The organism is Scytonema sp. PCC 10023 (assembly GCF_963920835.1).
GTDB lineage: Bacteria > Cyanobacteriota > Cyanobacteriia > Cyanobacteriales > Nostocaceae > Kalymmatonema.
In genome coordinates this window covers 1-24,784 of the sequence record NZ_CAWUDP010000128.1, presented here as the reverse complement: position 1 = coordinate 24,784, position 24,784 = coordinate 1, and the positions used below count along the sequence as shown (strand labels likewise).

Below are 24,784 nucleotides of genomic sequence, written 5' to 3'. Positions count from 1 at the left end.
AGTGCTGCCAAATTGTTGAGGCTTTGTGCCACATCCGGATGTTCCTTGCCCAGTACCTTCTCCCTGATTGCTAGTGAACGTTGAAACAAAGGTTCCGCTTGTTGATAGTTCCCCTGTGTGTGGTACAGTGCTGCCAAATTGTTGAGGCTTTGTGCGACATCCGGATGTTCCTTGCCCTGTACCTTCTCCCCGATTGCTAGTGCGCGTTGCAACAAAGGTTCCGCTTGTTGATAGTTCCCCTGTGCCCGGTAAAGTAGAGCCAAATTGTTGAGGCTCTTGGCGACATCCGGATGTTCCTTGCCCAGTACCTTCTCCCTGATTGCTAGTGCGTGTTGCAACAAAGGTTCTGCTTGTTGATAGTTCCCCCGTGCCTGGTAAAGTAGAGCCAAATTGTTGAGGCTGGTGGCGACAGCAGGATGTTCCTTGCCCAGTAGCTTCTCCCTTATTGCTAGTGAACGTTGATACAAAGGTTCTGCTTGTTGATAGTTCCCCTGTTCCCGGTAAAGTTCTGCCAAATTGTTGAGGCTGGTGGCGACACTAAAATGTTCCTTGCCCAGTACCTTCTCCCAGATTGCTAGTGAACGTTGATACAAAGGTTCTGCTTGTTGATAGTTCCCCTGGTTCGAGTAGAGTAGAGCCAAATTGTTGAGGCTTGTGGCAACATCAGGATGTTCCTTGCCCAGTACCTTCTCCCTGATTGCTAGTACGCGTTCTGCTAAGGGAATGGCAGTACTATACTTACCCTCCTGGTACAACTGAATGACCTGTTGATTAAGCCGTTTAGCTTCCTCTAGGTCTACTGACTGTTCTGCTGACGGCGGTGATTGGGATTGTCCTGTTACTTTGGCGTCAGTCACCAGTAACGCGATGCAAGAGAGTGCAGTCCCGGAGGCGATCGCCACTGCTATTGTGACTGACCAGGACACCAATTTGATACCTTTTTGGGTTTGGGATTTTGACTTTGAGAACTGTCGAGACACGTACTTCTACTCCGAAACTAGATTGGAGAACACCTGATTTCCCTCTCTGCGCCCTCTGCGTCCTCTGCGGTTCGTTCAATAAATTCTATCTATGAATGCAACTCGGTATGAACCGTATTGCTTTATAGCTGTTTGTAACCCGGAGTAAGGTACACAAAGAAATAATGAACCACACATGGACACAGATGGACACAGATAAATAATTACTTCATTCAATTGAATTGCGCTATCAAAACATATTGGGAGGGTGAGAACCCCTACCTTTTAATCCGGGGATGAAACCCGACCCAACAGGTTTTAACCTGTTGTTTCTTTTTCAACATATTGTCTAACAGCTTCTCGAATTAAATCCCAATCGTGAACGCTCTGTTTTTTGAGAAAGTTTTGCCAAATCTTGATGCTCTTTGTCTGAAAATCTAACAGTTAACTTTTGTATGACCTTATATCGGTGTTATAATAGGGTCATGTTAACACAGGATGAAAAACTCCAAAAAACAAACGTGTTAGCAGACTGAACCATGACAACTGAAGATATGGGGTTGTGTTGAGAAGAACGCGCTGCGTTGCCTTCAACACGTAAAATCTTCAAGGTTGGAAGATCCTAAAGTAGCCGTACAGCCTGAAAGGGTCGAGGCGGGTAGGGCTGTTTGAACCAGCCAACGTGTTTTTTGTAAAACACGAGACAACGTTGCTCCGTGCGGCTTTTAGCCCAGGTCGCAATAACAGTCTAGAATCCACGTTTTTTCAAAGCGTGGAGAGTTCAAAAATAGCTACCACCTTCCTCAACTGCACCCAAAGCCAAAAGTGTTGCCCGCTGCGCCTCACTTAAACCAACGACTCCCGTAATGTTCATTCCTTCATAAGGTCTGGGACTTCTAAGAATTTTTATACACTCGCCCGTTTCGATATTCCAAAGCCGGATAGTTTGGTCTTCGCTGCTGCTGGCAAGAAGGTGAGAATCGATAAATGCGACTGCATAAATCCATCGTGTGTGACCTTGAAGAATTTTCAAGCACTCCCCAGTTTCCACATTCCAGATTCTCACAGTTTTGTCAGTACTTGCACTTGCCAGCAGGCGACCATCTAAACTGTAAGTCACACTCACAACAGCGCCAGAATGTCCATGCAGAGTTGAGAGACACTCTCCAGTCTCAACATCCCAAATTTTTATCGTTTTATCTTCACTACCGCTTGCTAAGATTTGTCCATTTGGACTAAAGACGACTGACCAGGTTCCATGAGTGTGTCCTGTAAATGTTTTGATGCACCGTCCTGTCTGCACATCCCAACCTCGAATCAGGAAATCGGCACCAGCACTAATCACGAGTTTACCATCGCGACTAAAAACAGTTGAGACAGCAGCGGTATCATGTTGAAAAACCTGCAGACATTCCCCAGTATGCACATCCCATATTCTTACTTGTTTATCACTACCAGCACTCGTTAGATGCCCATCGGGACTAAAGGCGACTGAAAGCACCCAACTTGTGTGTCCTCGCAAAATTTGTAGACACTCTCCAGTTTGAATATCCCAAATTCTCACCGTTTCATCAGAACTACCGCTTGCGAAAGTTCTCCCATCTGGACTGAAAGCCACAAAGCGCACCCAGTTTGTATGACCCTCTAAAGTTTTGATACACTTGCCAGTATTGATGTCCCAAAGTTTAACTTTTTGGTCTTCACTACCACTCGCTATCATCGGGAAGTCGCCAAGATGATTGCGTGGAGAAACGGCTAATGCCCAGATACCGCTACCATATCCGTAAAAGGTGCGGAAACATTTTCCTGTGCTAATGTCCCAGAGTTTAATAGTTTGGTTGTCATCACTAGCAATTAAATGTTGTCCGTTGGGACTGAAGGCAAGCGATCGCAAAGTATTGGTGTGTCCTTGTAATGTTTTAATACATTCTCCAGTATGAATATTCCATAGTCGGATAGTTGTGTCACCACTACCACTGGCAATGGTATTACCGTCACTACTACAGACAACACACCAAACATGGTTTGTATGACTTTGAAGCGTGTGCAGACATTCTCCTGTTGACACATCCCAAATCTTAACAGTCGCATCTGCACTACCACTTACCAACTTTTTACCATCTATACTAAATACTACAGACCACACATCATGAGTGTGTCCACGCAATGTTTTCAAACATTCGCCGGTATTAACATTCCATAGTTTAATCGTTTGGTCAAGGCTCCCACTAGCTATAGTTCTACCGTCAGAACTACAGGCAACACAGCCAATCCAATCCGTATGTCCTTGCAATGTTTTTAAACACTCTCCACTCTGGATATCCCACAGTTTGATTGTTTGGTCAAGACCGCCACTGGCAAGGATGGGATGATAGTCACTTGAATTTGGCGGTTCAAACAAAGCTGCAGTCCAAACAAAGGAATTATGCCCACGAAATACTTGCAAACATTCACCTGTTAAATTCCACTGCTTGACAGTTTGGTCGTCGCTAGCACTAAATAAGGTGCGACCGTCAGCGCTAAACACAATCGACCGAACCCAGCCTGCGTGTGCTTCCCAAGTCAAACATTGTTGTCCATCTGTTGCTTGCCATAGGGAAATTTTGCCGTCAGTATCCCCAGTTGCCAGAAGACAACCATCAGGACTGACTGCTACTGTGAAGATGTAGCTCAGATTTGCAGTAAAGGTAGATTTTGCTAAATCCGAATGAGCGAAGTTTGTCTGATGTAAGTTTACACCTTTTAAATCTGCTTGCCAAATTGTCAATCCAGAAAAGTCATGACCGCTTAAATCCACATTTAGCTGACGAAGCAAATTGATAGTATTTCCACCAACATAACCTGTATCAATTGGTTTATTGCCGCGCAGTGAGGCAAGAATTGTCATCAACTGAGTTTCAATTCGAGTTACATTGCCAAAGATAGAAAGTAACTGTTTAATAACAGGGTTAAGAATTAGATAAATTTGAATTTCTTTGATGTAGTCTTTTGCTGTAGCTTTGATAAGAGCATGACTTTTGGAAAGGGAAACATCCTGATTTTCAATTTCAGTACACACCTGTTGAATCAGGCGACTGGTCATATACTCCATTAATACAGGTTGCAGCGTAAATGTAGAGACGTTGTGTACAATGTCTCTAGCAATTTCAATGAGCGATCGCCTTTCCAAAGCTTGCAGTGCTTCTAGTAATTGAGAACTGGAAATAGGGGATAGTAAATCAGCTTGTATTTCTGCAAAAGCCACAGGTTCACGGTTAATTGCCAACCAGTACATAATTTCTTGCTCAATGGTTGACAAACGCTGAAATTGCTGTTCAATTATATCTTGAATATCACCAAATACGACTGTACCTTGAGAAAGAAACCTAGAAATATTACTATCAAATAAATCTCGAATCGTTGTCGCTACAATTTTCAGCGCCAGCGGATTTCCTGCGTAAGATTGAATTAAGTTTTGCCAGTCATAAGTTGAGCCAGTAAAATGTCCTTTACAGCGAAAGATTCCTTGTCCGTCTGCTGTTGATAAACCAGATAATTGCATAGACCGAACGGGCAAGATTTCACCTTCAATCACTGCGACTTCTCTAGGCTTTTCTCGGCTTGTCATCACCAAGCAACTTTGATGGCGCGACTCCCCAATTCGCTTAAAAAGTTCGCCATATTCTTCATATCCTGCGCGGTAGTGTCCTGTACGAGTACCTAGTTCACTGCTGCATAAAATTGTTTCAGCATTATCAAGAATAACAAGACAGCGATGTTTTTGTAAATAACTCAACAGTAGAGAAATTTTATCGCTAACAGAGTCAGGTAAATTGGTTTCCTTTTGTTGTGAAAGAAATTGAATCAAGCCAATCAGCAGTGGTTCAATTGTTGGCGCGTTGTGGAGCGATCGCCAGACAACAAACTCAAATTGCTGCTGTAGTTTTTCCCCCAGCTTCACAGAAAGAGAAGTTTTTCCAATTCCACCAATTCCTAATATTGCCACTAATCGACAACGGTCTTGGATAATCCATTGCTCTAAAGTTACCAGTTCTTGAGAACGTCCGTAAAAGATAGAAACGTCTATCGCCTCACCCCAGTCTTGTAAGCGAGATGAGGAGGATGAGGAGGATGAGGGAGATGAGGGAGATGAGGGGGATGAGGGGGATGAGGGGGATGAGGGAGATGAGGGAGAGACTCCTAATATTGAATTTTGAATTTTGAGAGAAGTTGGAGCGGAGGAAACCTCCGTCCCTTGCGCGTCTGTGGAGGAGACTCCAATCTTCGGTGATTTTGAATTTATTTCTTCCCCTGCTTCCCCTGCTTTCCTTTCCTGGATGCTACGAGAACACCATCTTCTTATAGCAGAGCGGAGGTTATCTTTAGTTACTTTCTCGCCCATTGCTTGAGAAAGCATTTTCCAGAGTCGAAAGCCTACAATTTTGATGTACTCGGCATCATAACCGAATTCTTCGGCAATCTGGGGATAGGTTTTACGTTCCCAAGACTGTCGAAAAATAACTTCTTGCAAGTCATTTAAAGATGCTGTCTCAAGAACAGTTTCAACAATGGCTAAGGCTTCTTCGATTGTCATTGGTCACAAATAGTGCTAACTAAAGCTAACTGAATGTTGTAACTTTCAATAACTTTTAGTTACTGCAAGGACTATGGGATTTTTTTTACTATGCATTCAGTTGTTGATTCCAAGTGAACAGCAACTATAACCATACTTTATCACTGTAATCATTTTAGGATATGACCACAACCTTACAACGTCGCGAAAGCACAAACGTATGGGAGCGGTTCTGTGAGTGGATCACCAGCACTGAAAACCGCTTATACATCGGTTGGTTTGGTGTTCTCATGATTCCAACACTGTTAGCCGCTACAACCTGCTTTATCATTGCATTCATCGCAGCGCCTCCGGTTGACATTGACGGTATTCGTGAGCCTGTTGCAGGTTCATTAGTATACGGCAACAACATCATCTCTGGTGCAGTTGTTCCTTCTTCCAATGCGATCGGCTTACACTTCTACCCCATCTGGGAAGCAGCTTCCTTAGATGAATGGTTGTACAACGGTGGTCCATACCAGTTGGTAGTATTCCACTTCCTGATTGGCGTATTCTGCTACTTAGGTCGTGAATGGGAATTGTCCTACCGCTTAGGTATGCGTCCTTGGATCTGCGTAGCATTCTCTGCTCCTGTAGCAGCAGCAACCGCAGTATTCTTGATTTACCCGATTGGACAAGGTTCCTTCTCTGATGGTATGCCCTTGGGTATCTCTGGTACATTCAACTTCATGTTGGTGTTCCAAGCTGAACACAACATCTTGATGCATCCCTTCCATCAATTAGGAGTTGTAGGTGTATTTGGCGGTGCTTTAATTTCTGCCATGCACGGTTCTCTTGTGACCTCTTCCTTGGTGCGTGAAACCACCGAGCAGGAGTCCGCGAATTACGGCTACAAATTCGGTCAAGAGGAAGAAACTTACAGCATTGTTGCTGCTCACGGTTACCTGGGACGCTTATTCTGGCAGTATGTCAGCTTCAGCAACTCACGTTCCCTGCACTTTGTTCTGGCTGCTTTGCCTGTGATTGGTATCTGGTTCACCGCCTTGGGTGTCAGCACCATGGCATTCAACCTCAACGGATTCAACTTTAACTCTTCCGTAATTGACTCTCAAGGTCGTGTAATCAGTACATGGGCGGATATTTTGAACCGCGCTAACCTGGGTATGGAAGTGATGCACGAGCGTAACGCTCACAACTTCCCCCTCGATCTAGCTAGCGGCGAGCAAGCTCCTGTCGCTCTCACTGCTTCTGCTATCAACGGCTAGGTTACTCAAGATTTAGATTTCGTGGTCTGTTTTATGAGTGCATGAACTACCCGCCCTTACTTCGTAGAAGGGCGGGTTTCTACATCCAGCCCAGTAAGAGTAGATTTTTGACGCTTCGCACGTCCTAGTTGCTTCATACTTCCCGCAATTTTGCGGCTGCGTGAAGTAGAGCTAGCAACATCAGCGTCTACGTTAGCGAAGCGGCGCGTTAGCGCGGCTCGTTCCAAACCCCGGTAGAATACCTTTTGCCCAGTAAAGCATTACTTCTGCGGCAGCTATGTCCCTGTCTTGGATGTATCCACATTGTTGACACTCATGAACTCTATCATCAAGTGTCTTTTTGTGCTGATATCCACATTTAGGACAGGTTTGACTGGGTTTTACTTTCTTGGTTGGAACTTGAATAAACACACCACCAATTTGTTCTACTTTGTATTTGATAGTGCTTTTGAGCATTCCAAACCCAACATCAAGTATTGACTTATTTAAGCCAGCCTTTTGTTTTTTGCGCTTACGGGGTCTTACACGTAAAAAATCGGGCAGCCTTTGTTTTGTTGATCTGTCGGCGTAGTCGGGTACTCGTTGTAATAAGGCTGCCCGATTTTTAGGGGACAATGCGTCGCCTTTCTTTGCTTTACTAGTCATTTTGGTGACTTCTAGTTTTTCGGTTGCAACGAAGCTATTACCGCTTACAATCTCTGCTGCAACTTGATGTACCCAATTTTGTCTCTGGTTGGCAACTTTACAAGTTAGCTTACTAACCTTGGCTTGGGCTTTTTTCCATCTTCTAGAAGCTTTAACCTTTTTCTTTTTATTTGGAGATTGTTTTCGTCTTTTCTGTTTAGACGCTCGTTTTATCTCACGCTCAGCATTACGCAAAAACTTGGGAGCGTCTATGTGTTGATGATTCTCTCCGTCAGTAATAGACAAAGCTGACTTACAACCCAAGTCAATGCCAATCGCATTTGTCGGTAATGTTTCGGGCTTCAGTACTTGTTCTAATACGTCAACGGTGATAGATGCATACCATTTCCCATTGCGATAAACAATTGTGCAAGTAGTTGGGGTTCCCCAATACTTAGCCTTGCCACGCATCTGAATGCGTCCAATTTTGGACAAAACGATATATCCATTCTCACTATTTGACTCAACAGAGTAACCAGTTTTAGCTGGATACGTCCATCCTGAGTAATGACGGATTGACTTGAACCTTGGACGCTTGCTTAATCCCTTGAACCAACGCTCAAAGGCAAAATCTACTCTTTTGAGAGTAGCTTGCAAGGCTTGAGAGTTGATCTCTTTATACTCTGTCCAAACCTCTTTGAATGTAGGTAAACTATTCTGTTGCTCGATATAGCTAACAGAGTGTTTGAACTTTTCGTATTGTGTAAATCTGTTGTATACAGCAGCGTTATAGAGGTCTTTGTGAAGCTTCCGATGATACCGCAAAGACTGTTCTATTTGCTTATTTGGGTATAACCGAAAAGTCATTCGCCTCGTTGCCACTATTTTATTTACCTCCTGCTTACTAGCTATACTGATGCTATCGTTGAAGTAGAGGTATGTCAAGTGACGCCGCGAAAAGGGTCTCATTCTATTTTTTCTGTTCACCTGCATTTTGTATTTGTGACTAAGTACCGATGCAAAGCAATAACCGCCCCAATGCTGGAACGGTTACGAGAGATATTTGCAAATGTATGTGTAAAGACAAAGTGTCAGTTGATTGAGTTTTCCGGACAATCAGACCATGTTCACCTGCTAATAGACTTTCATCCCGACAACAATCTTTCTGCACTTGCTGGAAGCTTGAAGTCAGCATCCAGCAGAATTATTCAAAAAGAATTCTCAGAACATCTTGCAACTATATACAAAAATTCAGTACTGTGATCCAGTTCTTATTATGTTGCTTCTACTGGCGGCGCACCAATTGAAAGAATTAAGCACTACATTCAATCTCAGGAACAACCCTCCGATTGATTTGGCTACTCCTCATACATCTTTTCCCTCAGTAGCCTTTTACTACTATTGGTCAAAGATGCAATCGTCACGAGGGCGCTATTCATCCCCACCCAACATAGCGGTTGAGGGTGGGGACTTCCGCGACACCGTTAATGAGCGCCTTACAACCGGGGCGCTTTTTTGTGTCTAAGTTCATTAAACTTCTTACAAAAGTCAATTTTAGGATAAAAAAGACAGATAAACACAGATAAATTATCTGTGTCCATCGTAGGGTGGGATTTACACCCACATCCACCAGTTAGTTATGGAATTTTCAAGGTTCGTACTTGACCTCAGAAAGACCACGATTGGAGGAACTGAGTAGTCAGCGAGTGAGGAATAAGTAAAAGGATCTGAGCTGCATCCTGAATGCCTTATCTGTCGCAAACATTTTTTGAATTGGTATAAATTTTTTCTGGTATAATTTATTTTTTGGAAGTCCCTATATCCTTACCAACTTTTTTTAATAGGGTTAAATTCTGGGAAATATGGAGAAAGATAAATCAGACGTGCTCCATGTTCCTCACTATGTATCAAGCAAAAACGTATCAAGCAAAAATGATTCACCTTCAAGATATTTATGAAGGTGCCTCTTAGCAATATGTTGAACATCCTTTGAAATCCATTCATGTTCTTTTGGATTATTCAGATGAAAGGAGTAATTATATATTATTGCCATGATAAAAAATCCCTCTACTATTTGTAAGTAACGCTCGGGTAATCTACGAATAGTTTGATACCCTTCAAAAAAGGAAGATCTCACTTGAGGAAGTAAATATTGAATTGACTCAGCAATATCATAAAGGTAGTATCCAAAGCCACAACGAGCGAAATCAATTGGTCGAATTTGTTCGTTGTGAAATAGATAATTGCTTTCATGTAAATCTGCATGAATTAATCCCCAAACATCTTGTGCTTGACCCAGTGTTTTCATCGTGCTTTCAATCTTTTGGGTTGCTACTGTAAGCATCCTATAATGCTCTGGTGAAATCAAGCCATAGGACACTGCTGGGTAAAGTGCTGATAGTGCTGCGCGCAGACGATTTTCATCAAATATTGGACGTACAAAATTTTGTGGTAATTTCCACTGACTGCTATAGCGATGCAGTTGAGCCATTAATGAGCCGAGCTGGTGAGCTTGTTGTGGTGTTCGATGAGTATCGCAGACGTAGCCATCAATCCAACGTAGCAATGAGCAATAAAAAACATCTTGGGTATCATCTGCTAACACTTGTGTCACCCATCTACCCTCTAAATTTTGCACTGGCTCTTGCACTATTACATTGGTATCACGACGCAAGGCTGCAAGCCACAAAAGTTCTGATTCGATAATATCTGGTCTTTGCCATATATCATCCTGTAACCCTGAAAATCCTTGGTGGATGCGGAGGAGGAACTTTTCCTCTGGTGCTTCCACACAAAAGGTCACGTTTCCACTATGACCCAGAAACCGAAGTTCTCCCTGAACTACAGCATATTGATTGAGTGCAGCCTTGGCAATGCGTTCGTAAGCGTCAGTCTGTGCCATTATTTACAATGTTCAATAAAGGTTGTGTTCCAAAAAAAATATTTTAATGCGTATTCGCTGTCCATCTATGTCCATCTGTGATTCAAAAATTCATGAACTACAATTTCTCCCTTAAGTAGCTCAACTCGGCGATCGCCCAAAATACCAGCAGCAATCATGCGGTGATACTCGTCAATCGTCCACTTGGCAGGGATAACGGTCATGGCGATTGATTCCTCCCAATGATTCGTTTTTATCTTCTCATGCTAATGTACATAAAACAAAAAGCTTACAGTTATGATGGCTTATGATGACTTCTAGCAACAACTTTAACAAATACTAAAATGGCTCAACTTATTTCTTACGTTAATGGAGAATATCTTCCATTCGACCAAGCTTCTCTTCCACTTAATGATTTAGGAATTGTCAGAGGGTATGGAATATTTGATTATCTCCGGACTTATAACGGAGTACCATTTAGACTACGAGAACACGTTCAAAGGCTGCAAAAATCCGCAGAATTAATTGGCTTAAGTTTGCCGTGGTTAACTGAGGAAATAGAAGGAATTACTCAAGAAACACTGAGGCGCAATAATCTCCCAGAAGCTAGTATTCGGCTTGTTGTGACTGGCGGTTCTTCAGCCGACTTTATTACTCCTCCCGAACAACCAAGTCTAGTGGTTATTGTCACTCCTGTTGCCCAATATCCAGTGGAATATTATGAAAGAGGCGTCAAAGTTGTCACTGTGCCAATAGAACGGTTCATTCCTCAAGCCAAAACCCTGAATTATATTTCTGCAATTATGGCACTACAACAAGCAAAACGCGCTAATGCTATTGATGCACTGTATGTTAATCAGCAGAGCCATGTATTGGAAGGAACTACTACAAATTTCTTTGTTTTTCGAGGCTCTCAACTAATTACGCCAAAAGAAAATATTCTAAATGGTATCACAAGAAATGTTGTGTTGGAACTTGCTAAAAATCGATTTGAGATAGTTAAGCAACCAATTTATTACAGCGATTTGAATAGTTGTGATGAAGCTTTTATAACATCTTCCACGAAGGAGATTATGCCCGTAGTTCAAATTGATGACCTACAGATATCTAATGGAAAACCAGGAGAAAAGACTCAACTTCTCATGCATTTATTTAACAATTATACTATAGCAGTCTTAAATGATTCGTGAAAAAACAAGATCCCCGACTTCTTTAAGAAGTCGGGGATCTGAAAAACTCAATTTTTACAAATGAAATAGGATTGGTATAGTTTAGGTAAAGTATAAACATAGACAATTGAAAGTACTTAAAATATGCTGTGCGTATGCGTGCGCGCCCGCTTTACGCTTACGGGCGATTGGCTTTGCCACTGCCCCTTGGGCAATCGCCACTCATCGAGTGCCCTGAGACATCATAGGAGAAAAAATATGGAGAGAAGCATGATTGGAATGTGTGCACAACCAAAACCGCCCGTTGCCCCTGTCAAACCCGTTACAGACGACTACTTCGGCACGAAGGTAACGGACAATTACCGTTATATGGAAAACTTCAACGATGAACAGGTGCAGCAGTGGGTGAAAGCACAAGCTGACTATACAACTAACGTGCTCAAACAACTGCCTGGGCGCGATGCTTTTTTCAACCGCATGATGGAATTAGAGGCTTCCGTTCCGGCAAAGATGGACTGTGTGTTGCGGCTTGCTAACGGCAAACTTTTCTATCTCAAACGGGAAGCACAAGACGATGTGTGGAAACTTTACCTGCGCGACGGCATGAACGGCAGCGAAATTCTCTTGGTCGATCCTGAACAATTCAAACAAGAAACAGGCAAGCCACACGCGATCAATAGCTTCATCCCGTCGTGGGATGGCAAGTATGTGATGTATGCTATTTCAGCAAGCGGCTCGGAAGAGGCTTCGCTGTATGTGATGGATACTCAAACTCTTAAAGATGTAGACGAACCAATTTCGCGGCTGCATTACGGTGGAAGTTGGTTACCCGATAACCAGTCGTTCCTCTACACTCGCCATCAAGAGATGAAAGAAGGCATGGCGATAACCGAGAAAAATCAAAACAGCAAAGTCTATTTGCACAGACTTGGCACAGATGTAGAACAAGATACCCTTGTCCTCGGTCATGCAGTGACTCCTTTGATCGACGTTTCGAGCGTAGCATCTCCATTTATCGTCACCGTTCCAAATTCCGACTATGTATTTGCGGTCATCCTCTACGGCACCCAGAAAGAGCTGGATCTCTATGTCGCAACTCTTGCTTCATTCAATCAAGGAACACCCGAGTGGAAAAAGGTTTGCGATGCGATCGATGAAGTAAAACTCTTCGACGTGCATGGAGAAGACCTGTATTTGCTGACGCACAAAAATGCGCCTCGCTACAAGATTGTCAAAACCTCGTTGAAAAACCCTGACTTTTCTAGTGCTGAACTCGTCATGGCAGAAAGGGACCAGATTATCGAAATAATGGTTGCCGCTCAAGATGCGCTTTATGTGCTCACAAGCGACAATGGCATTAACAAAGTCATTCGCATTGCTTACGACGGTAAAGCAGAACCACTCAACCTGCCGTTTGATGGCACAGTCGATTTTTTTGGAAATGACCCCAGAGTTTCAAAAAATGATTCCAGAGTGGAAGGAATTTTACTGGCTATGACCACTTGGACGAGAGCCTACAGCATCTATGAATACAATCCGAAAACAGAAAGCTTTGTGGAGACAGGTTTACAACCAAAAGGTAAATATGATGCACCAGATGATTTAATTGCTAGGGAAGTTGAGGTGCGATCGCATGATGGGACGATGGTACCACTGTCTATTGTCCACAAAAAAGGTATCAAACTCGATGGCTCAAATCCATGCTGGCTGACTGGTTACGGGGCTTATGGCTTCTCCCTGTACCTACCCTACCAACACCAAAATTATGCGTGGTACGAAAAAGGCGGCATAATGGCATTTGCCCATGTGCGCGGTGGTGGCGAAAAAGGGCGAGAGTGGTATCGTGCCGGATTTCAGCAAACCAAGCCAAACACCTGGAAAGATTTTATTGCTTGCGCTGAATATTTGATTGAACAGAAATACACCTCACCTGCAAAACTGGCGGGCGAAGGCATAAGCGCAGGCGGTATCTTGATTGGCAGAGCCGTAACAGAGCGTCCTGACCTCTTTGCCGTGGCAATTCCACGGGTGGGCGTCATGAATGCGATTCGCTTTGAAACAACGCCAAACGGCGTGAATAATATTCGTGAATTTGGCAGCTGCCAAACGGAAGCGGGGTTCAAAGCACTCTATGAAATGGATGCCTTTTTGCACGTCAAGGACGGTGTCAACTACCCGGCAATGATGATTACGCACGGCATCACTGATCCTCGATGCGAACCTTGGCAATCGGCAAAGTTTGCAGCGCGGGTTCAAGCCGCCTCAGCCAGCGGCAAACCTGTCTTGCTCCGCATTGACTATGAAGCGGGACACGGCGTTGGCTCAACCAAAACGCAACGTCTCCAAGAACGAGCCGACATTTTCACCTTTATGATGTCGCAATTCGGGATCGAGGACTAAGCTGAAAATCCTACAATTTGCACACCCTAAGACGCTGTCCACCCGCCATCAACCTCAATAATTTGCCCTGTCACATAGCCGCATGTGGCAAGGAAAAATGCTGCATCTGCCACCTCATCAGATTGACCTGCACGCTTGAGCGGAATTTTGGCTTTTGCTGACTCAGCCAAATTTTCCGCCTGTTCCTTTGACAAATTAGATTGGATGTCTGTGTCTTCGATTAATCCCGGTGAGATAGCATTCACGCGGATGCCTCTAGGACCTAGCTCAACCGCAAGGGCACGTGCCATTGAGTTAACGGCACCACAAAGGGCAGAACCCGCGCTATAGTAGGGCAGTCCGACGGTGGCTGCAATTCCAGAGCAGAAGATAATAACACTCCCCGGTGGCATTTTGGGTACTGCATAGTGCGCTGCCGCTAGTTGACCAAAGAACCGTCCTTCAAAAAGGGATTTAGCTTGTGCCACTGGTACCGTATCAATTGCACCAAAGTGTGCTGCACCAGCACAAGTCACAAGAAGATCCACCCGTTCCAGTCCTTCAAAAAGCCGCTGCACCTGTTCAAAATCAGAGACATCGGTGGGAATTGCAACAGCAGAGTCTCCGATGCTCTTGGCAGCATCTGCCAAGCGTTGCGGCTGTCTGCTTGCCAGAATGACTTTTGCCCCAACACTTGCAAAACGTCTTGCTATTGCGTAACCAATTCCCGCAGAGCCTCCTGTTACAACAGCAATTTTTCCTGTAAGTATTTCTTCCATACGGTTTCTTTTAACGCAGTATCAATTTTTATTGAACTTTATTTACAGCGCTTTTCACATGATTAAACCACAAATCGTAGGGTGGGCATTGCCTATAAAAGTTTATGTGATCCACATTTGAGATATTGGTGAGCAATGCCCACCTTAGCTGAAAACCGCTGTAATGAAAATACTTCAAAGTCATTTTACCTTTATGCTGGGCTAATTTATGCGCTCTGGTGAACCGCGATCGCGACTTGCGACGCTTGTCCCAAAAAAGCGATTTCTTTGGCTCTGGGTTCTACATCAGAAGCAGCAGCGCTAAACCCAACTGCACGTGCATAGCGCATTGGCTCTAACCATTGATTCTACTCATCCCAATTTCTTCCATTCCACAAAGATGCCCAAACGTTTACTGCTGCATGACTCATCAGTGGAAACGATAAATATAGCGCAACTCAATTGAATGAAGTACTAATTTATCTGTGTCCATCTGTGTCCATCTGTGGTTCATTATTTCTTTGTGTACCTCAACCAATTGCAAACCGCTATATAATCTTTTTACTTTGATTGCGGAATTTAGAACAGAAATTGTGTGGTAATAAGTAAATAGAACGCTGTTAGACTCGGTAGTACATGGAGCTACTCACTGCAGGTACGATTGTGCGATCGCCGCAGGCGATTGCCCAAGGGGCAGTGGCAAAGCCAATCGCACTTGTAATTCTAACAAGTCATTGTGTATCGATTCTACTACGCCTTACACGCTTTGGAGTTTGTCCAGACTCGACGTATGTAAATGAGAAATTTGCTCTTCTTCTGTTCTATTTCTATTGCATTAGTGCATAAGTTAACTTCGGTTTCATCTATAAGAATTAAGTATAAGTGTTTCTCATGTAGTACCTTTTTGGGCTATTTCGCATAAACTTTTACCCTTGTTCTATGGACTCAACCCGACCAATTCATGGTAATAACCCAGATGTCAAAACAATTTTAATTTTGGCAGCCAATCCGGAAGGTACTTCGAGGTTACAATTGGATAAGGAAGTACGGGAAATTGATGAAGGGTTGAGACGAGCTTCTAAGCGTGAGCAGTTTAGGTTAGAGCAGAAGTGGGCAGTACGTCAGCGTGATTTTTACCGAGCAATCTTAGATTACCAACCCCAGATTGTTCACTTCAGTGGGCATGGTGCTGGAGTTGATGGCATTGTTTTAGGAAATGAAGCTGATGAGCCAGCGTTTCTCAACGCAGATGCACTGGCAAGTATGTTTAAGTTATTTGCCACCAAGGGAGTTGAGTGCGTACTTCTCAATGCTTGTTATAGTGAGGTACAAGCAAAAGCCATTAGCCAACACGTCAACTATGTGATTGGCATGAACCGAACGATTGGGGATAAAGCAGCTATAGCATTTTCTGTAGCATTTTACGATGCAATAGCCGCTGGAGAACAGATGGGGTTTGCTTATGAATTAGGTTGCTCGGTTTTGATGAGTTATTTAGAGCAGCAAACTCCGGTTCTTTTGAAAAAAGACCAAATTAGTATCATCCAGCCATTGTTCGATGTTATTCCTCCCAATCCATATCAAGGCTTAGCTGCATTTACAGAAGTTGATGCAGCATTCTTTTTTGGACGGGAAACGTTTGTCAATGGTTTACTAAAAGCCGTCAACCAACAGCCTTTGGTAGGAGTGATTGGTCCTAGTGGTAGTGGGAAATCTTCTGTCGTGTATGCGGGGTTGTTTCCCCAACTGCGGATTTCTGGAAACTGGCTGATTGAATCAATACGTCCTGGGGATAAACCATTTTATCAGTTAGCTTCTGTTTTAGTACGTTTATTGGAACCAGAAACTGGGGAAACTGCACAACTGCGAGAAGCTGTGGGATTAGCAGCAGATATGGAACTTGGGAGAATCACTTTACCTACGGTGATATCTCGGATTAATGAACGCCAGACTGGTAAACGCTTGTTGCTGTTTATAGATCAGTTTGAGGAACTTTACACTCTCTGCCAGAATAAGGAGGTCATTGAACGTTTCGTTGATGCGCTGTTGGCAGCGATTCATCTGGACAACTTCACACTCGTTTTTACTTTAAGGGCTGACTTTTACAACTTTGTCCTTGCGTATCGTCCATTTCGTGATGCATTGCAACAGTTTTCACCTCAATTGTTAAGTTCGATGAATCGTGAGGAATGCAAGAGAGCAATTGAGCAGCCAGCCCAGAAAATGGAAGTCCAATTAGAAGGACAATTAACGGAACGAATTTTAGATGATGTCGGCAATGAGCCTGGAAACCTGCCATTGCTGGAATTTGCCCTCACCCGACTTTGGTCATTGCAGCAAAAGCGCAAGTTAACTCACGCCCGCTATGACGAGATTGGGGGTGTGAAAAAAGCTTTGGCTAATCACGCCGAGGAAGTTTATAAGCGACTGAACGAAACACAGCAAACAATTGTACCACGAATTTTTGTGCAATTAGTGCGCCCAGGAGAAGGAACAGAAGACACTCGTCGCATTGCCAACCGTGCAGAAGTTGGAGATGAGAACTGGGGATTAGTGAGTTATTTAGCAGGATACCCAGCCCGCTTGGTTGTCACCGGACGCGATGAAAAATCAGGCGTTGATACAGTAGAAGTTGTCCATGAAGCCCTGATCCGCGAATGGCTGACTCTGCGAGAGTGGATGAACGCTAACCGTCAGTTTCGCCTTTGGCAAGAGCGGCTGAAAGTGGCAGTGCTGGAGTGGAAGAATAGTAACTATGATTCTGGGGCATTGTTGCGGGGTGTACCATTGGGTGTGGCTCAAGAGTGGTTGCACAAACGAGCTGAGGAAATGACACCCCAAGAGCGAGATTTTATTAGTGCTAGTGTACAGCAGCGTTCTAAAGAGCAGGAGAAACTGGCTAAAGAGCAGGAGGAAAAAGAGCGCAGGCGGCGGCGTAACACAAATGCGTTGATTAGTGGTTTAGTTGCTGCTCTAATTTTATCAGGATTTGCTTTTTCGCAATGGCAGCAAGCAGAAAACCGACGATTTAATGCAGAGTTTTTAGCTCAAAATCTCACCACAGAAAATCTTTTTGCCTCGGATTTACAACTAGAAGCTTTATTATCCGGTTTGAAAGCAGGGAAAAATTTGAAAAAATATGGTGATGCTGTCAATGCCGATAACAGCACAAAAACAATTGCTACTCTGCAACAGGTTGTTTACGGATTGAAAGAACACAACCGATTGGAAGAGCATAGCGGTTCTGTCTTAAGTGTCGTGTTCAGCCCGGATGGCAAGACAATTGCCACTGGTAGTAGAGACAACACAGTGAAGCTATGGAATCTAAAGGGGCAGGAACTCCAGACTTTTCAAGGGCATAGCAGTTATGTCACAAGTGTCGTGTTCAGCCCGGATGGCAAGACGATTGCCACTGGTAGTTTGGACAACACAGTGAAGCTATGGAATCTAAAGGGGCAGGAACTCCAGACTTTTCAGGGGCATAGCGATTATGTCACAAGTGTGGTGTTCAGCCCGGATGGCAAGACGATTGCTTCTGGTAGTTCTGACAACACAGTGAAGCTGTGGAATCTAAACGGGCAGGTACTCCAGACTTTTAAGGGGCATAGCGGTTCGGTCAATAGTGTGGTGTTCAGCCCGGATGGCAAGACGATTGCCACTGGTAGTAGAGACAACACAGTGAAGCTGTGGAATCTAAACGGGCAGGTACTCCAGACTTTTAAGGGGCATAGCAGTCAGGTCTTTAGTGTCGTGTTCAGCCCGGATGGCAAGACGATTGCCACTGGTAGTTCTGACAACACAGTGAAGCTATGGAATCTAAACGGGCAGGAACTCCAGACTTTTAAGGGGCATAGCAATTATGTCTTAAGTGTCGTGTTCAGCCCGGATGGCAAGACGATTGCTTCTGGTAGTGAAGACACGAGCGTCAAACTGTGGAATCTAAACGGGCAGGTACTCCAGACTTTTAAGGGGCATAGCCGTCCTGTCACAAGTGTCGTGTTCAGCCCGGATGGCAAGACGATTGCCACTGGTAGTACAGACAACACAGTGAAGCTATGGAATCTAAAGGGGCAGGAACTCCAGACTTTTAAGGGGCATAGCGATTCTGTCACAAGTGTCGTGTTCAGCCCGGATGGCAAGACGATTGCCACTGGTAGTGATGACAAGACAGTAAAACTGTGGAATCTAAACGGGCAGGTACTCCAGACTTTTAAGGGGCATAGCAGTCAGGTCTTTAGTGTCGTGTTCAGCCCGGATGGCAAGACGATTGCTACTGATAGTAATGACAACACCGTGAAGCTATGGAATCTAAACGGGCAGGTACTCCAGACTTTTAAGGGGCATAGCCGTCCTGTCACAAGTGTCGTGTTCAGCCCGGATGGCAAGACGATTGCCACTGGTAGTACAGACAACACAGTGAAGCTATGGAATCTAAAGGGGCAGGAACTCCAGACTTTTAAGGGGCATAGCAGTCATGTCAATAGTGTCGTGTTCAGCCCGGATGGCAAGACGATCGCCACTGGTAGTTGGGACGACACAGCCAAACTGTGGAATCTGGATTTGGATGACCTACTAATACGTGGTTGTGCTTGGATTTCTGACTATCTGAAATACAACCCCAATGTTAGCAAAGATGACCGCCATCTCTGCGATGATATTCCTAACGCCCCAAAATTTCCAACTGTGCAGCAGCGCGGCGTTTCCTCTCCTCTGGGCCACGTCATGCCAAGTAAAAAGAACCAAGTAAAAAGTAAAAAGAAAGAATTCAATATTTCTTTTACCTTTTAACTTTTAACTTGTTCTTGGAGGCGATCGCAAAGGTGCCAGTGCCCCTTGGGCGATCGCCCACTTCAAAGACCATAAAACCAAACAAATAGACGACCTCATCACCAACGCCGTCACAGGTAAAATAAATGTGCGCCAAGTCCCCATTCCCTAACTCCAGAAACCATTATGACTCAAAAAATCTATCAACTCCCCCTAACCTTCGAGCAAATTCTTAATCTTGTCCTACAACTTCCAGCGCAAGAACAAGAACAACTCATTCAAGAAATCAAAAAACACTCTCCTAATAAAGATGAAGATTTACCGAGTGTTTTTGACAGAATCGGCAGAGATGCTCAAGCCCAAGGACTAACAGAAGAAATCTTAGAAGAATTACTCGCCGATGAATCATAAACTCATTGTCATTGATACAAATGTTTTAATTAGTGCTGCCCTGAGTCCAGATGGAACAGCCCGTAAAGCACTAAATAAAGCCTATAAACAATTCAAAATCGCTCAAAGCGAAGAAACTTACCAAGAATTAAAAATCCGAATTTCCAAACCTAAGTTCGATAAATATATTTCAGATGCAGACCGACAAGATTTTTTGGATGTCGTTAAAAAATACAGTCAATTTATAGAAATAAAATCTCAAATAAACACCTGTAGAGATGCAGACGATAACAAATTTTTAGAACTTGCTAAAGATTCCAACGCAGAATTTTTAATCACAGGAGATAAAGACCTGTTATCACTCAAGACTTTAGCCGAATATCAAAACCAGATTATGACTCCCGGAGACTTTCTAGCCATTGATTAATTCATGCTTATAAGTAGGTCAACCTTAAAAAACAAACAAACCTAACCCCCCAGCCCCCTTCCCTATAAGGGAAGGGGGAGAGTCAAAGCCTCTCCCCTTGTAGGGGAGAGGAATGGAAGGGAGGTCTTACGTTTAATTAGGTTGACCTACTTACCCTTTTGTGCAGTGTTACCGTGCGGTTCTACAATAGTTCAGATGAGCGCAAAAACTTCCCATTTCTATCTCACTCGTGCATAAGTTGATTTTGCTTGCACCTAATTAGTAAATAAGTCTGACTTACATAATCAGGTTTTTGTCCATGCGATCGCCCGATAAATGACACCAAATTCTACAGTAGTTGATACCCGAAGTGAAAAAAATTCTGATTTTATCAGCTAACCCAAAGAACACCTCTAAGTTACGTCTGGATGAAGAAGTCAGAGAAATTCAGGCGGGGTTGGAACGTGCAAAAAAGCGGGAGCAATTTGAAATCATTACCAAATGGGCAATACGAGTAGACGATTTGCGACGCGCGTTGTTAGATTACGAACCGCAAATTGTGCATTTTTCTGGACATGGAACAGGGAGTGATGGCTTGGCGCTGGAGAATAACTCTGGAGAATTGCAACTTGTCAGTAGTCAATCCTTAGCACGGTTATTTAAATTATTTAAAGAGAAAGTAGAGTGTGTCTTGCTGAACGCCTGCTATAGTGAAGAACAAGCTTTGGCGATTTACCAAGATATAAATTGTGTAATTGGGATGAGTCAAGCAGTGGGCGATCGCGCAGCAATTGAGTTTGCAGTTGGATTTTATGATGCGATCGGTGCAGGCAGAAACTACGAAGATGCTTTTGAATTTGGTTGCACTTCGATTGATTTAGAGGGAATTCCCGAGTCAGGAACACCTGTATTAAAATCTAGAAACAGCAATCAAGACACGATTGCTTCCACGACTTCAAGACAGCGCATCTTTATCAGTTACAAGCGCAATGTTGAACCGGATGAACCTGTCGCAACTCAAGTTTACCAGGAATTGTCACAACAGCACAATGTCTTTATTGACCAAAGAATACTGGTAGGCAAACGCTGGGCAGAATGCATTGAAACAGAACTGAAGAGTACTGATTTTCTCATCGTTTTCCTTTCTGAACAATCTGTGAATAGCGAAATGGTGCAGTGGGAAATCTCCCTTGCGGTAGATTTAGCACTTCGGCAAGGTGGAAAACCTGTTATTCTCCCAGTGCGTTTAGCATATCAAGAAGCCTTTCCCCATCCCCTCAGCATCTACTTGAACCACATCAATTGGGCATTTTGGGAGAATCCGCAGGATACGTCGCGTCTTATAGAAGAGTTAAGGCAAGCAATTAATGGTGGTTCCTTAAGTATAAACCAACAAGCTAAGACTAATTTACTCAAGATAAGTGAACCTGAGCAGTTACTCCCACCAACTCCATTTGCACAGCCAGTGGAGTTAGAAATGCCATCCGGGACGATGAAACCTGAATCGGCATTTTATGTGGAACGCAATGCAGACGCGATCGCCCTTGGCGGGCACTCCGTGCCATCGCACTAAGAACCATCGTACAGCTTGGTGTAACGATTCCCATCAAAGGACCCAGGCAAGTTGGGAAAAGTTCATTATTGATGCGGATAATTCAAGCTGCGAGAAATGCGGGTAAGCGAGTTGCTTATCTTGATTTTCAACAGTTGAACACAGCAGTACTCAACGATGAGGAACTGTTTTTCCGTCACTTCTGTTGTTGGATAAGCGATGTGCTGGAACTTGAAGACAAAGTGGAGGAGTATTTTCGTCTCAACTTAACAACGATTCAGCGTTGCGATCGCTACTTACAACGCCATATTTTAAAAGGGTTAGGTAGTCCATTGGTATTGGCAATGGATGAAGTGGATAGAGTTTTTGACACCAATTTCCGCAATGATTTCTTTGGGATGTTGCGTAGCTGGCATAATAGCCGTGCGATTTATCCTAGTTTAGACAAATTAGATTTAGTGCTGGTCACTTCTACAGAACCTTATCAGTTAATTGATGACCTGAACCAATCTCCGTTTAATGTTGGGCAAATCATTGAACTAGAAGATTTTACACCCGAACAGGTTGCGGAACTCAATCGTCGTCATAACTTCCCCTTCGACACCAACTCGCTTCAACAATTGCTTCGCTTGCTTGGTGGACATCCTTATTTGGTGCGGAAAGCGCTGTACTTAGTCGCCAGCCGACAAATCACTCCAACAGAGTTATTTACCAATGCTACTGCTGCTTCTGGACCTTTTGGAGACCATCTGCGGCGGCTGTTGTCACTGTTATATGATAAGCAAGAATTGATACAAGGATTGCTGCTTGTCATCAGCCAAAATATCTGTCCGGATATGCAAATATTCTGGCGGTTGCGGGGTGCTGGTTTGGTACGTTCATCTGGACAGTCTGCCTTGCCACGTTGTCAATTGTACGCCGAATATTTCCGGGAGAATCTGCATGGCTGATGCAAGCATTTACACTGTTGGTGGAACAGTGCAGACAAACCGGAGTGGGGTTTACATTCAAAGACGTGCAGATGAGGAACTGTTAGCACTGTGTCGAGAAGGAAAATTTGCTTATGTTCTCACACCGCGCCAGATGGGTAAATCTAGTTTAATGGTGCGGACTGCACGTCAACTGAGAACTGAAAAGATTCAGTCAGTGATGATTGACTTGACGGGGATAGGGACACAAGTCACAAATCCGGAACAGTGGTATCTAGGTTTACTCATTCAGATAGAACAACAATTGATGCTGGATACCGATGTACACCAATGGTGGCTTGCACACGCGCATCTCGGTTTTACACAACGGTTGACAGAATTTTTTCAGCGGGTGTTGTTAGTTGAAATCACTACTCCAGTGGTAATTTTTATTGATGAAATAGATACCACTCTTAGTCTAGATTTTACAGACGATTTTTATGCAGCGATTCGCTATCTCTACGTCTCTCGTGCTTTTTTCTCAGAATTTTCGCGGCTTTCTTTTGTCTTATTTGGTGTCGCAACTCCCGGTGATTTGATACGTGCTCCAAAGCGGACACCGTTTAATATTGGTCAGCGAGTTGACCTGACAGATTTTACCTTCGTGGAAGCAAAACCGCTGGCAGAGGGATTGGGTTTGTCAACTCCTAAAGCACAGCAGGTGTTGCAGTGGGTACTCTCTTGGACAAAAGGACATCCATACTTATCGCAGCGTCTTTTTTATATTATTAGCCAGCAATCCCAGAAAAATTGGTCAAAAGCTGATATTGACCGCATAGTGAGTAGCACCTTTTTCGGTGCAATGAGTGAGCAGGATAATAACTTGCAGTTTGTGCGTGATATGCTGACCAAACGCGCACCAGACAAAGCTGCTGTTTTAACTATTTATCGCGAAATTCGGCGAGGAAAACGCGCTGTTGCTGATGAAGAACAGTCAATCATCAAATCTCACCTGAAATTATCGGGTGTAGTCAAAAGGAAGAATGGGGTGTTGAAAGTGCGAAATCCCATTTATCAACGAGTGTTTGATTTAAAGTGGGTCAATCAACATTTACCGTTGAATTTACGGGATTTTTGGGAGCGTTATAAGCCTGCACTTCCTTATATTATAGGATTATTGATATTTTCAGTTTCAATGGCAGGAATGGCGCTGTATGCTAACACACAACGTTTAGATGCCGAAGCACAACGTTTATATGCTCAAAAAGCCCTCAAAAACGCGGAAATTGTCACGCAAAGTCTCACTTCCGAAAAGCTGTTTGTCTCACATTTAAATTTTGAGGCTTTGCTAGAAGGTTTGAAGTTAGGCAAACGAGTCAAACTTCCAGACAAAGACATAGAACCAGGTAACCGCATGAAAGCAGTTGCTACTCTCCAGCAGGTTGTTTATGGAATAAGGGAACGGAACCGACTGGAAGGGCATAGCAGTTCTGTTAGGAGCGTGGCATTCAGTCCGGATGGTAAGACGATAGCTTCTGGCAGTGATGACAACACAGTACGGTTGTGGAATCTCAACGGAGAGCTACTCAAAACCCTCACTGGGCATGGCAGTTATGTCAGGAGTGTGGCATTTAGTCCGGATAGTAAGACGATAGCTTCTGGCAGTAATGACAACACGGTACGGTTGTGGAATCTCAACGGAGAGCTACTCAAAACCCTCACTGGGCATAGCAGTTATGTCTGGAGCGTCGCATTCAGTCCGGATGGTAAGACGATAGCTTCTGGCAGTAATGACAACACGGTACGGTTGTGGAATCTCAACGGAGAGCTACTCAAAACCCTCACTGGGCATAGCAGTTTTGTCTTGAGCGTGGCATTCAGTCCGGATGGCAAAACGATAGCTTCTGGCAGTGGTGACAACACAGTACGGTTGTGGAATCTCAAGGGAGAGCTACTCCAAACCCTCAGTGGGCATAGCAATTATGTCTGGAGCGTCGCATTCAGTCCGGATGGTAAGACGATAGCTTCTGGCAGTGTTGACAACACGGTACGGTTGTGGAATCTCAAGGGGGAGCTACTCAAAACCCTTTTGGGGCATAGCAGTGATGTCTGGAGCGTGGCATTCAGTCCGGATGGTAAGACGATAGCTTCTGGCAGTGTTGACAACACAGTAC

17 protein-coding genes and 2 pseudogenes are annotated in these 24,784 nt (G+C 44.0%); 11 read left to right on the top strand and 8 right to left on the bottom strand.

Features of this window, described 5'->3' with window-relative positions:
- Both ACM0OZ_RS42320 and ACM0OZ_RS42315 read right to left on the bottom strand, forming a co-directional pair.
- The coding region (locus tag ACM0OZ_RS42320; protein ID WP_414588880.1) for a tetratricopeptide repeat protein at positions 1-980 on the bottom strand (980 nt) is incomplete at its 3' end.
- 760 nt (positions 981-1,740) lie between these two features.
- On the bottom strand, positions 1,741-5,532 hold the full coding sequence (locus ACM0OZ_RS42315) for an NB-ARC domain-containing protein (RefSeq protein WP_414588879.1): 3,792 nt from the start codon (positions 5,530-5,532) through the stop codon (positions 1,741-1,743).
- A gap of 161 nt (positions 5,533-5,693) precedes the next feature.
- Here ACM0OZ_RS42315 and psbA point away from each other — a divergent pair, with 161 nt between their 5' ends.
- Entirely contained in the window at positions 5,694-6,776 is a 1,083-nt protein-coding gene (gene psbA / locus ACM0OZ_RS42310) for a photosystem II q(b) protein (RefSeq protein ID WP_414588878.1), read from the top strand.
- Positions 6,777-6,968: 192 nt separating this feature from the next.
- Here psbA and ACM0OZ_RS42305 read toward each other — a convergent pair whose 3' ends face one another.
- Positions 6,969-8,267: an RNA-guided endonuclease InsQ/TnpB family protein gene (locus ACM0OZ_RS42305; protein WP_414588877.1), complete on the bottom strand. Its 1,299-nt coding sequence runs from the start codon at positions 8,265-8,267 to the stop codon at positions 6,969-6,971.
- 78 nt (positions 8,268-8,345) lie between these two features.
- Here ACM0OZ_RS42305 and tnpA point away from each other — a divergent pair.
- Positions 8,346-8,753, top strand: a pseudogene (tnpA, locus tag ACM0OZ_RS42300) (IS200/IS605 family transposase).
- Positions 8,754-9,300: 547 nt separating this feature from the next.
- Here tnpA and ACM0OZ_RS42295 read toward each other — a convergent pair.
- Positions 9,301-10,302 carry a phosphotransferase enzyme family protein gene (locus tag ACM0OZ_RS42295; RefSeq protein WP_414588876.1) on the bottom strand — a complete coding sequence of 334 codons (1,002 nt, stop codon included), beginning with the start codon at positions 10,300-10,302 and terminating at the stop codon, positions 9,301-9,303.
- A gap of 98 nt (positions 10,303-10,400) precedes the next feature.
- Positions 10,401-10,505: pseudogene (locus tag ACM0OZ_RS42290) on the bottom strand (Uma2 family endonuclease); the annotation flags it as partial.
- Between the two features lie 120 nt (positions 10,506-10,625).
- Between ACM0OZ_RS42290 and ACM0OZ_RS42285 the strand changes: the two are divergent.
- Both ACM0OZ_RS42285 and ACM0OZ_RS42280 read left to right on the top strand, forming a co-directional pair.
- Complete coding sequence (locus ACM0OZ_RS42285) at positions 10,626-11,471, top strand: aminotransferase class IV (protein WP_414588875.1); 846 nt, start codon at positions 10,626-10,628, stop codon at positions 11,469-11,471.
- A 237-nt stretch (positions 11,472-11,708) separates the two neighbouring features.
- Positions 11,709-13,850: a prolyl oligopeptidase family serine peptidase gene (locus tag ACM0OZ_RS42280; protein ID WP_414588874.1), complete on the top strand. Its 2,142-nt coding sequence runs from the start codon at positions 11,709-11,711 to the stop codon at positions 13,848-13,850.
- Between the two features lie 26 nt (positions 13,851-13,876).
- On the opposite strand, the gene ACM0OZ_RS42275 is transcribed toward ACM0OZ_RS42280, so the two are convergent.
- Together ACM0OZ_RS42275 and ACM0OZ_RS42270 are read right to left on the bottom strand one after the other, a co-directional pair.
- Positions 13,877-14,608: an SDR family NAD(P)-dependent oxidoreductase gene (locus tag ACM0OZ_RS42275; RefSeq protein WP_414588873.1), complete on the bottom strand. Its 732-nt coding sequence runs from the start codon at positions 14,606-14,608 to the stop codon at positions 13,877-13,879.
- Between the two features lie 206 nt (positions 14,609-14,814).
- Complete coding sequence (locus ACM0OZ_RS42270) at positions 14,815-14,937, bottom strand: hypothetical protein (protein WP_414588871.1); 123 nt, start codon at positions 14,935-14,937, stop codon at positions 14,815-14,817.
- Positions 14,938-15,223: 286 nt separating this feature from the next.
- On the opposite strand from ACM0OZ_RS42270, the gene ACM0OZ_RS42265 reads away from it, so the two are divergent.
- Complete coding sequence (locus tag ACM0OZ_RS42265) at positions 15,224-15,433, top strand: hypothetical protein (RefSeq protein WP_414588870.1); 210 nt, start codon at positions 15,224-15,226, stop codon at positions 15,431-15,433.
- A 93-nt stretch (positions 15,434-15,526) separates the two neighbouring features.
- Positions 15,527-19,375, top strand: a complete 3,849-nt coding sequence (locus ACM0OZ_RS42260; RefSeq protein WP_414588868.1) for an eIF2A-related protein — start codon at positions 15,527-15,529, stop codon at positions 19,373-19,375.
- A 3-nt stretch (positions 19,376-19,378) separates the two neighbouring features.
- Here the strand turns inward: ACM0OZ_RS42260 and ACM0OZ_RS42255 are convergent, their stop codons facing one another.
- Complete coding sequence (locus tag ACM0OZ_RS42255) at positions 19,379-19,519, bottom strand: hypothetical protein (protein ID WP_414588867.1); 141 nt, start codon at positions 19,517-19,519, stop codon at positions 19,379-19,381.
- Between the two features lie 21 nt (positions 19,520-19,540).
- On the opposite strand from ACM0OZ_RS42255, the gene ACM0OZ_RS42250 reads away from it, so the two are divergent.
- The 5 genes from ACM0OZ_RS42250 to ACM0OZ_RS42230 form a co-directional block, all read left to right on the top strand.
- The gene (locus ACM0OZ_RS42250; RefSeq protein WP_414588866.1) at positions 19,541-19,765 is read left to right on the top strand and encodes a hypothetical protein; all 225 of its coding nucleotides are present in this window, start codon (positions 19,541-19,543) and stop codon (positions 19,763-19,765) included.
- Complete coding sequence (locus ACM0OZ_RS42245) at positions 19,755-20,171, top strand: putative toxin-antitoxin system toxin component, PIN family (RefSeq protein WP_414588865.1); 417 nt, start codon at positions 19,755-19,757, stop codon at positions 20,169-20,171. The genes ACM0OZ_RS42250 and ACM0OZ_RS42245 overlap by 11 nt, the downstream gene beginning before the upstream one ends.
- 349 nt (positions 20,172-20,520) lie before the next feature.
- A complete protein-coding gene (locus ACM0OZ_RS42240; protein WP_414588864.1) occupies positions 20,521-21,723 on the top strand; it encodes a TIR domain-containing protein in 1,203 nt (400 codons plus the stop codon).
- Positions 21,654-22,652, top strand: coding sequence for an AAA-like domain-containing protein (locus ACM0OZ_RS42235; protein WP_414588881.1), 999 nt, complete (start codon positions 21,654-21,656; stop codon positions 22,650-22,652). The genes ACM0OZ_RS42240 and ACM0OZ_RS42235 overlap by 70 nt, the downstream gene beginning before the upstream one ends.
- On the top strand, positions 22,645-24,784 hold a 2,140-nt coding region (locus ACM0OZ_RS42230), incomplete at its 3' end, for an AAA-like domain-containing protein (protein WP_414588863.1). The genes ACM0OZ_RS42235 and ACM0OZ_RS42230, both read left to right, overlap by 8 nt.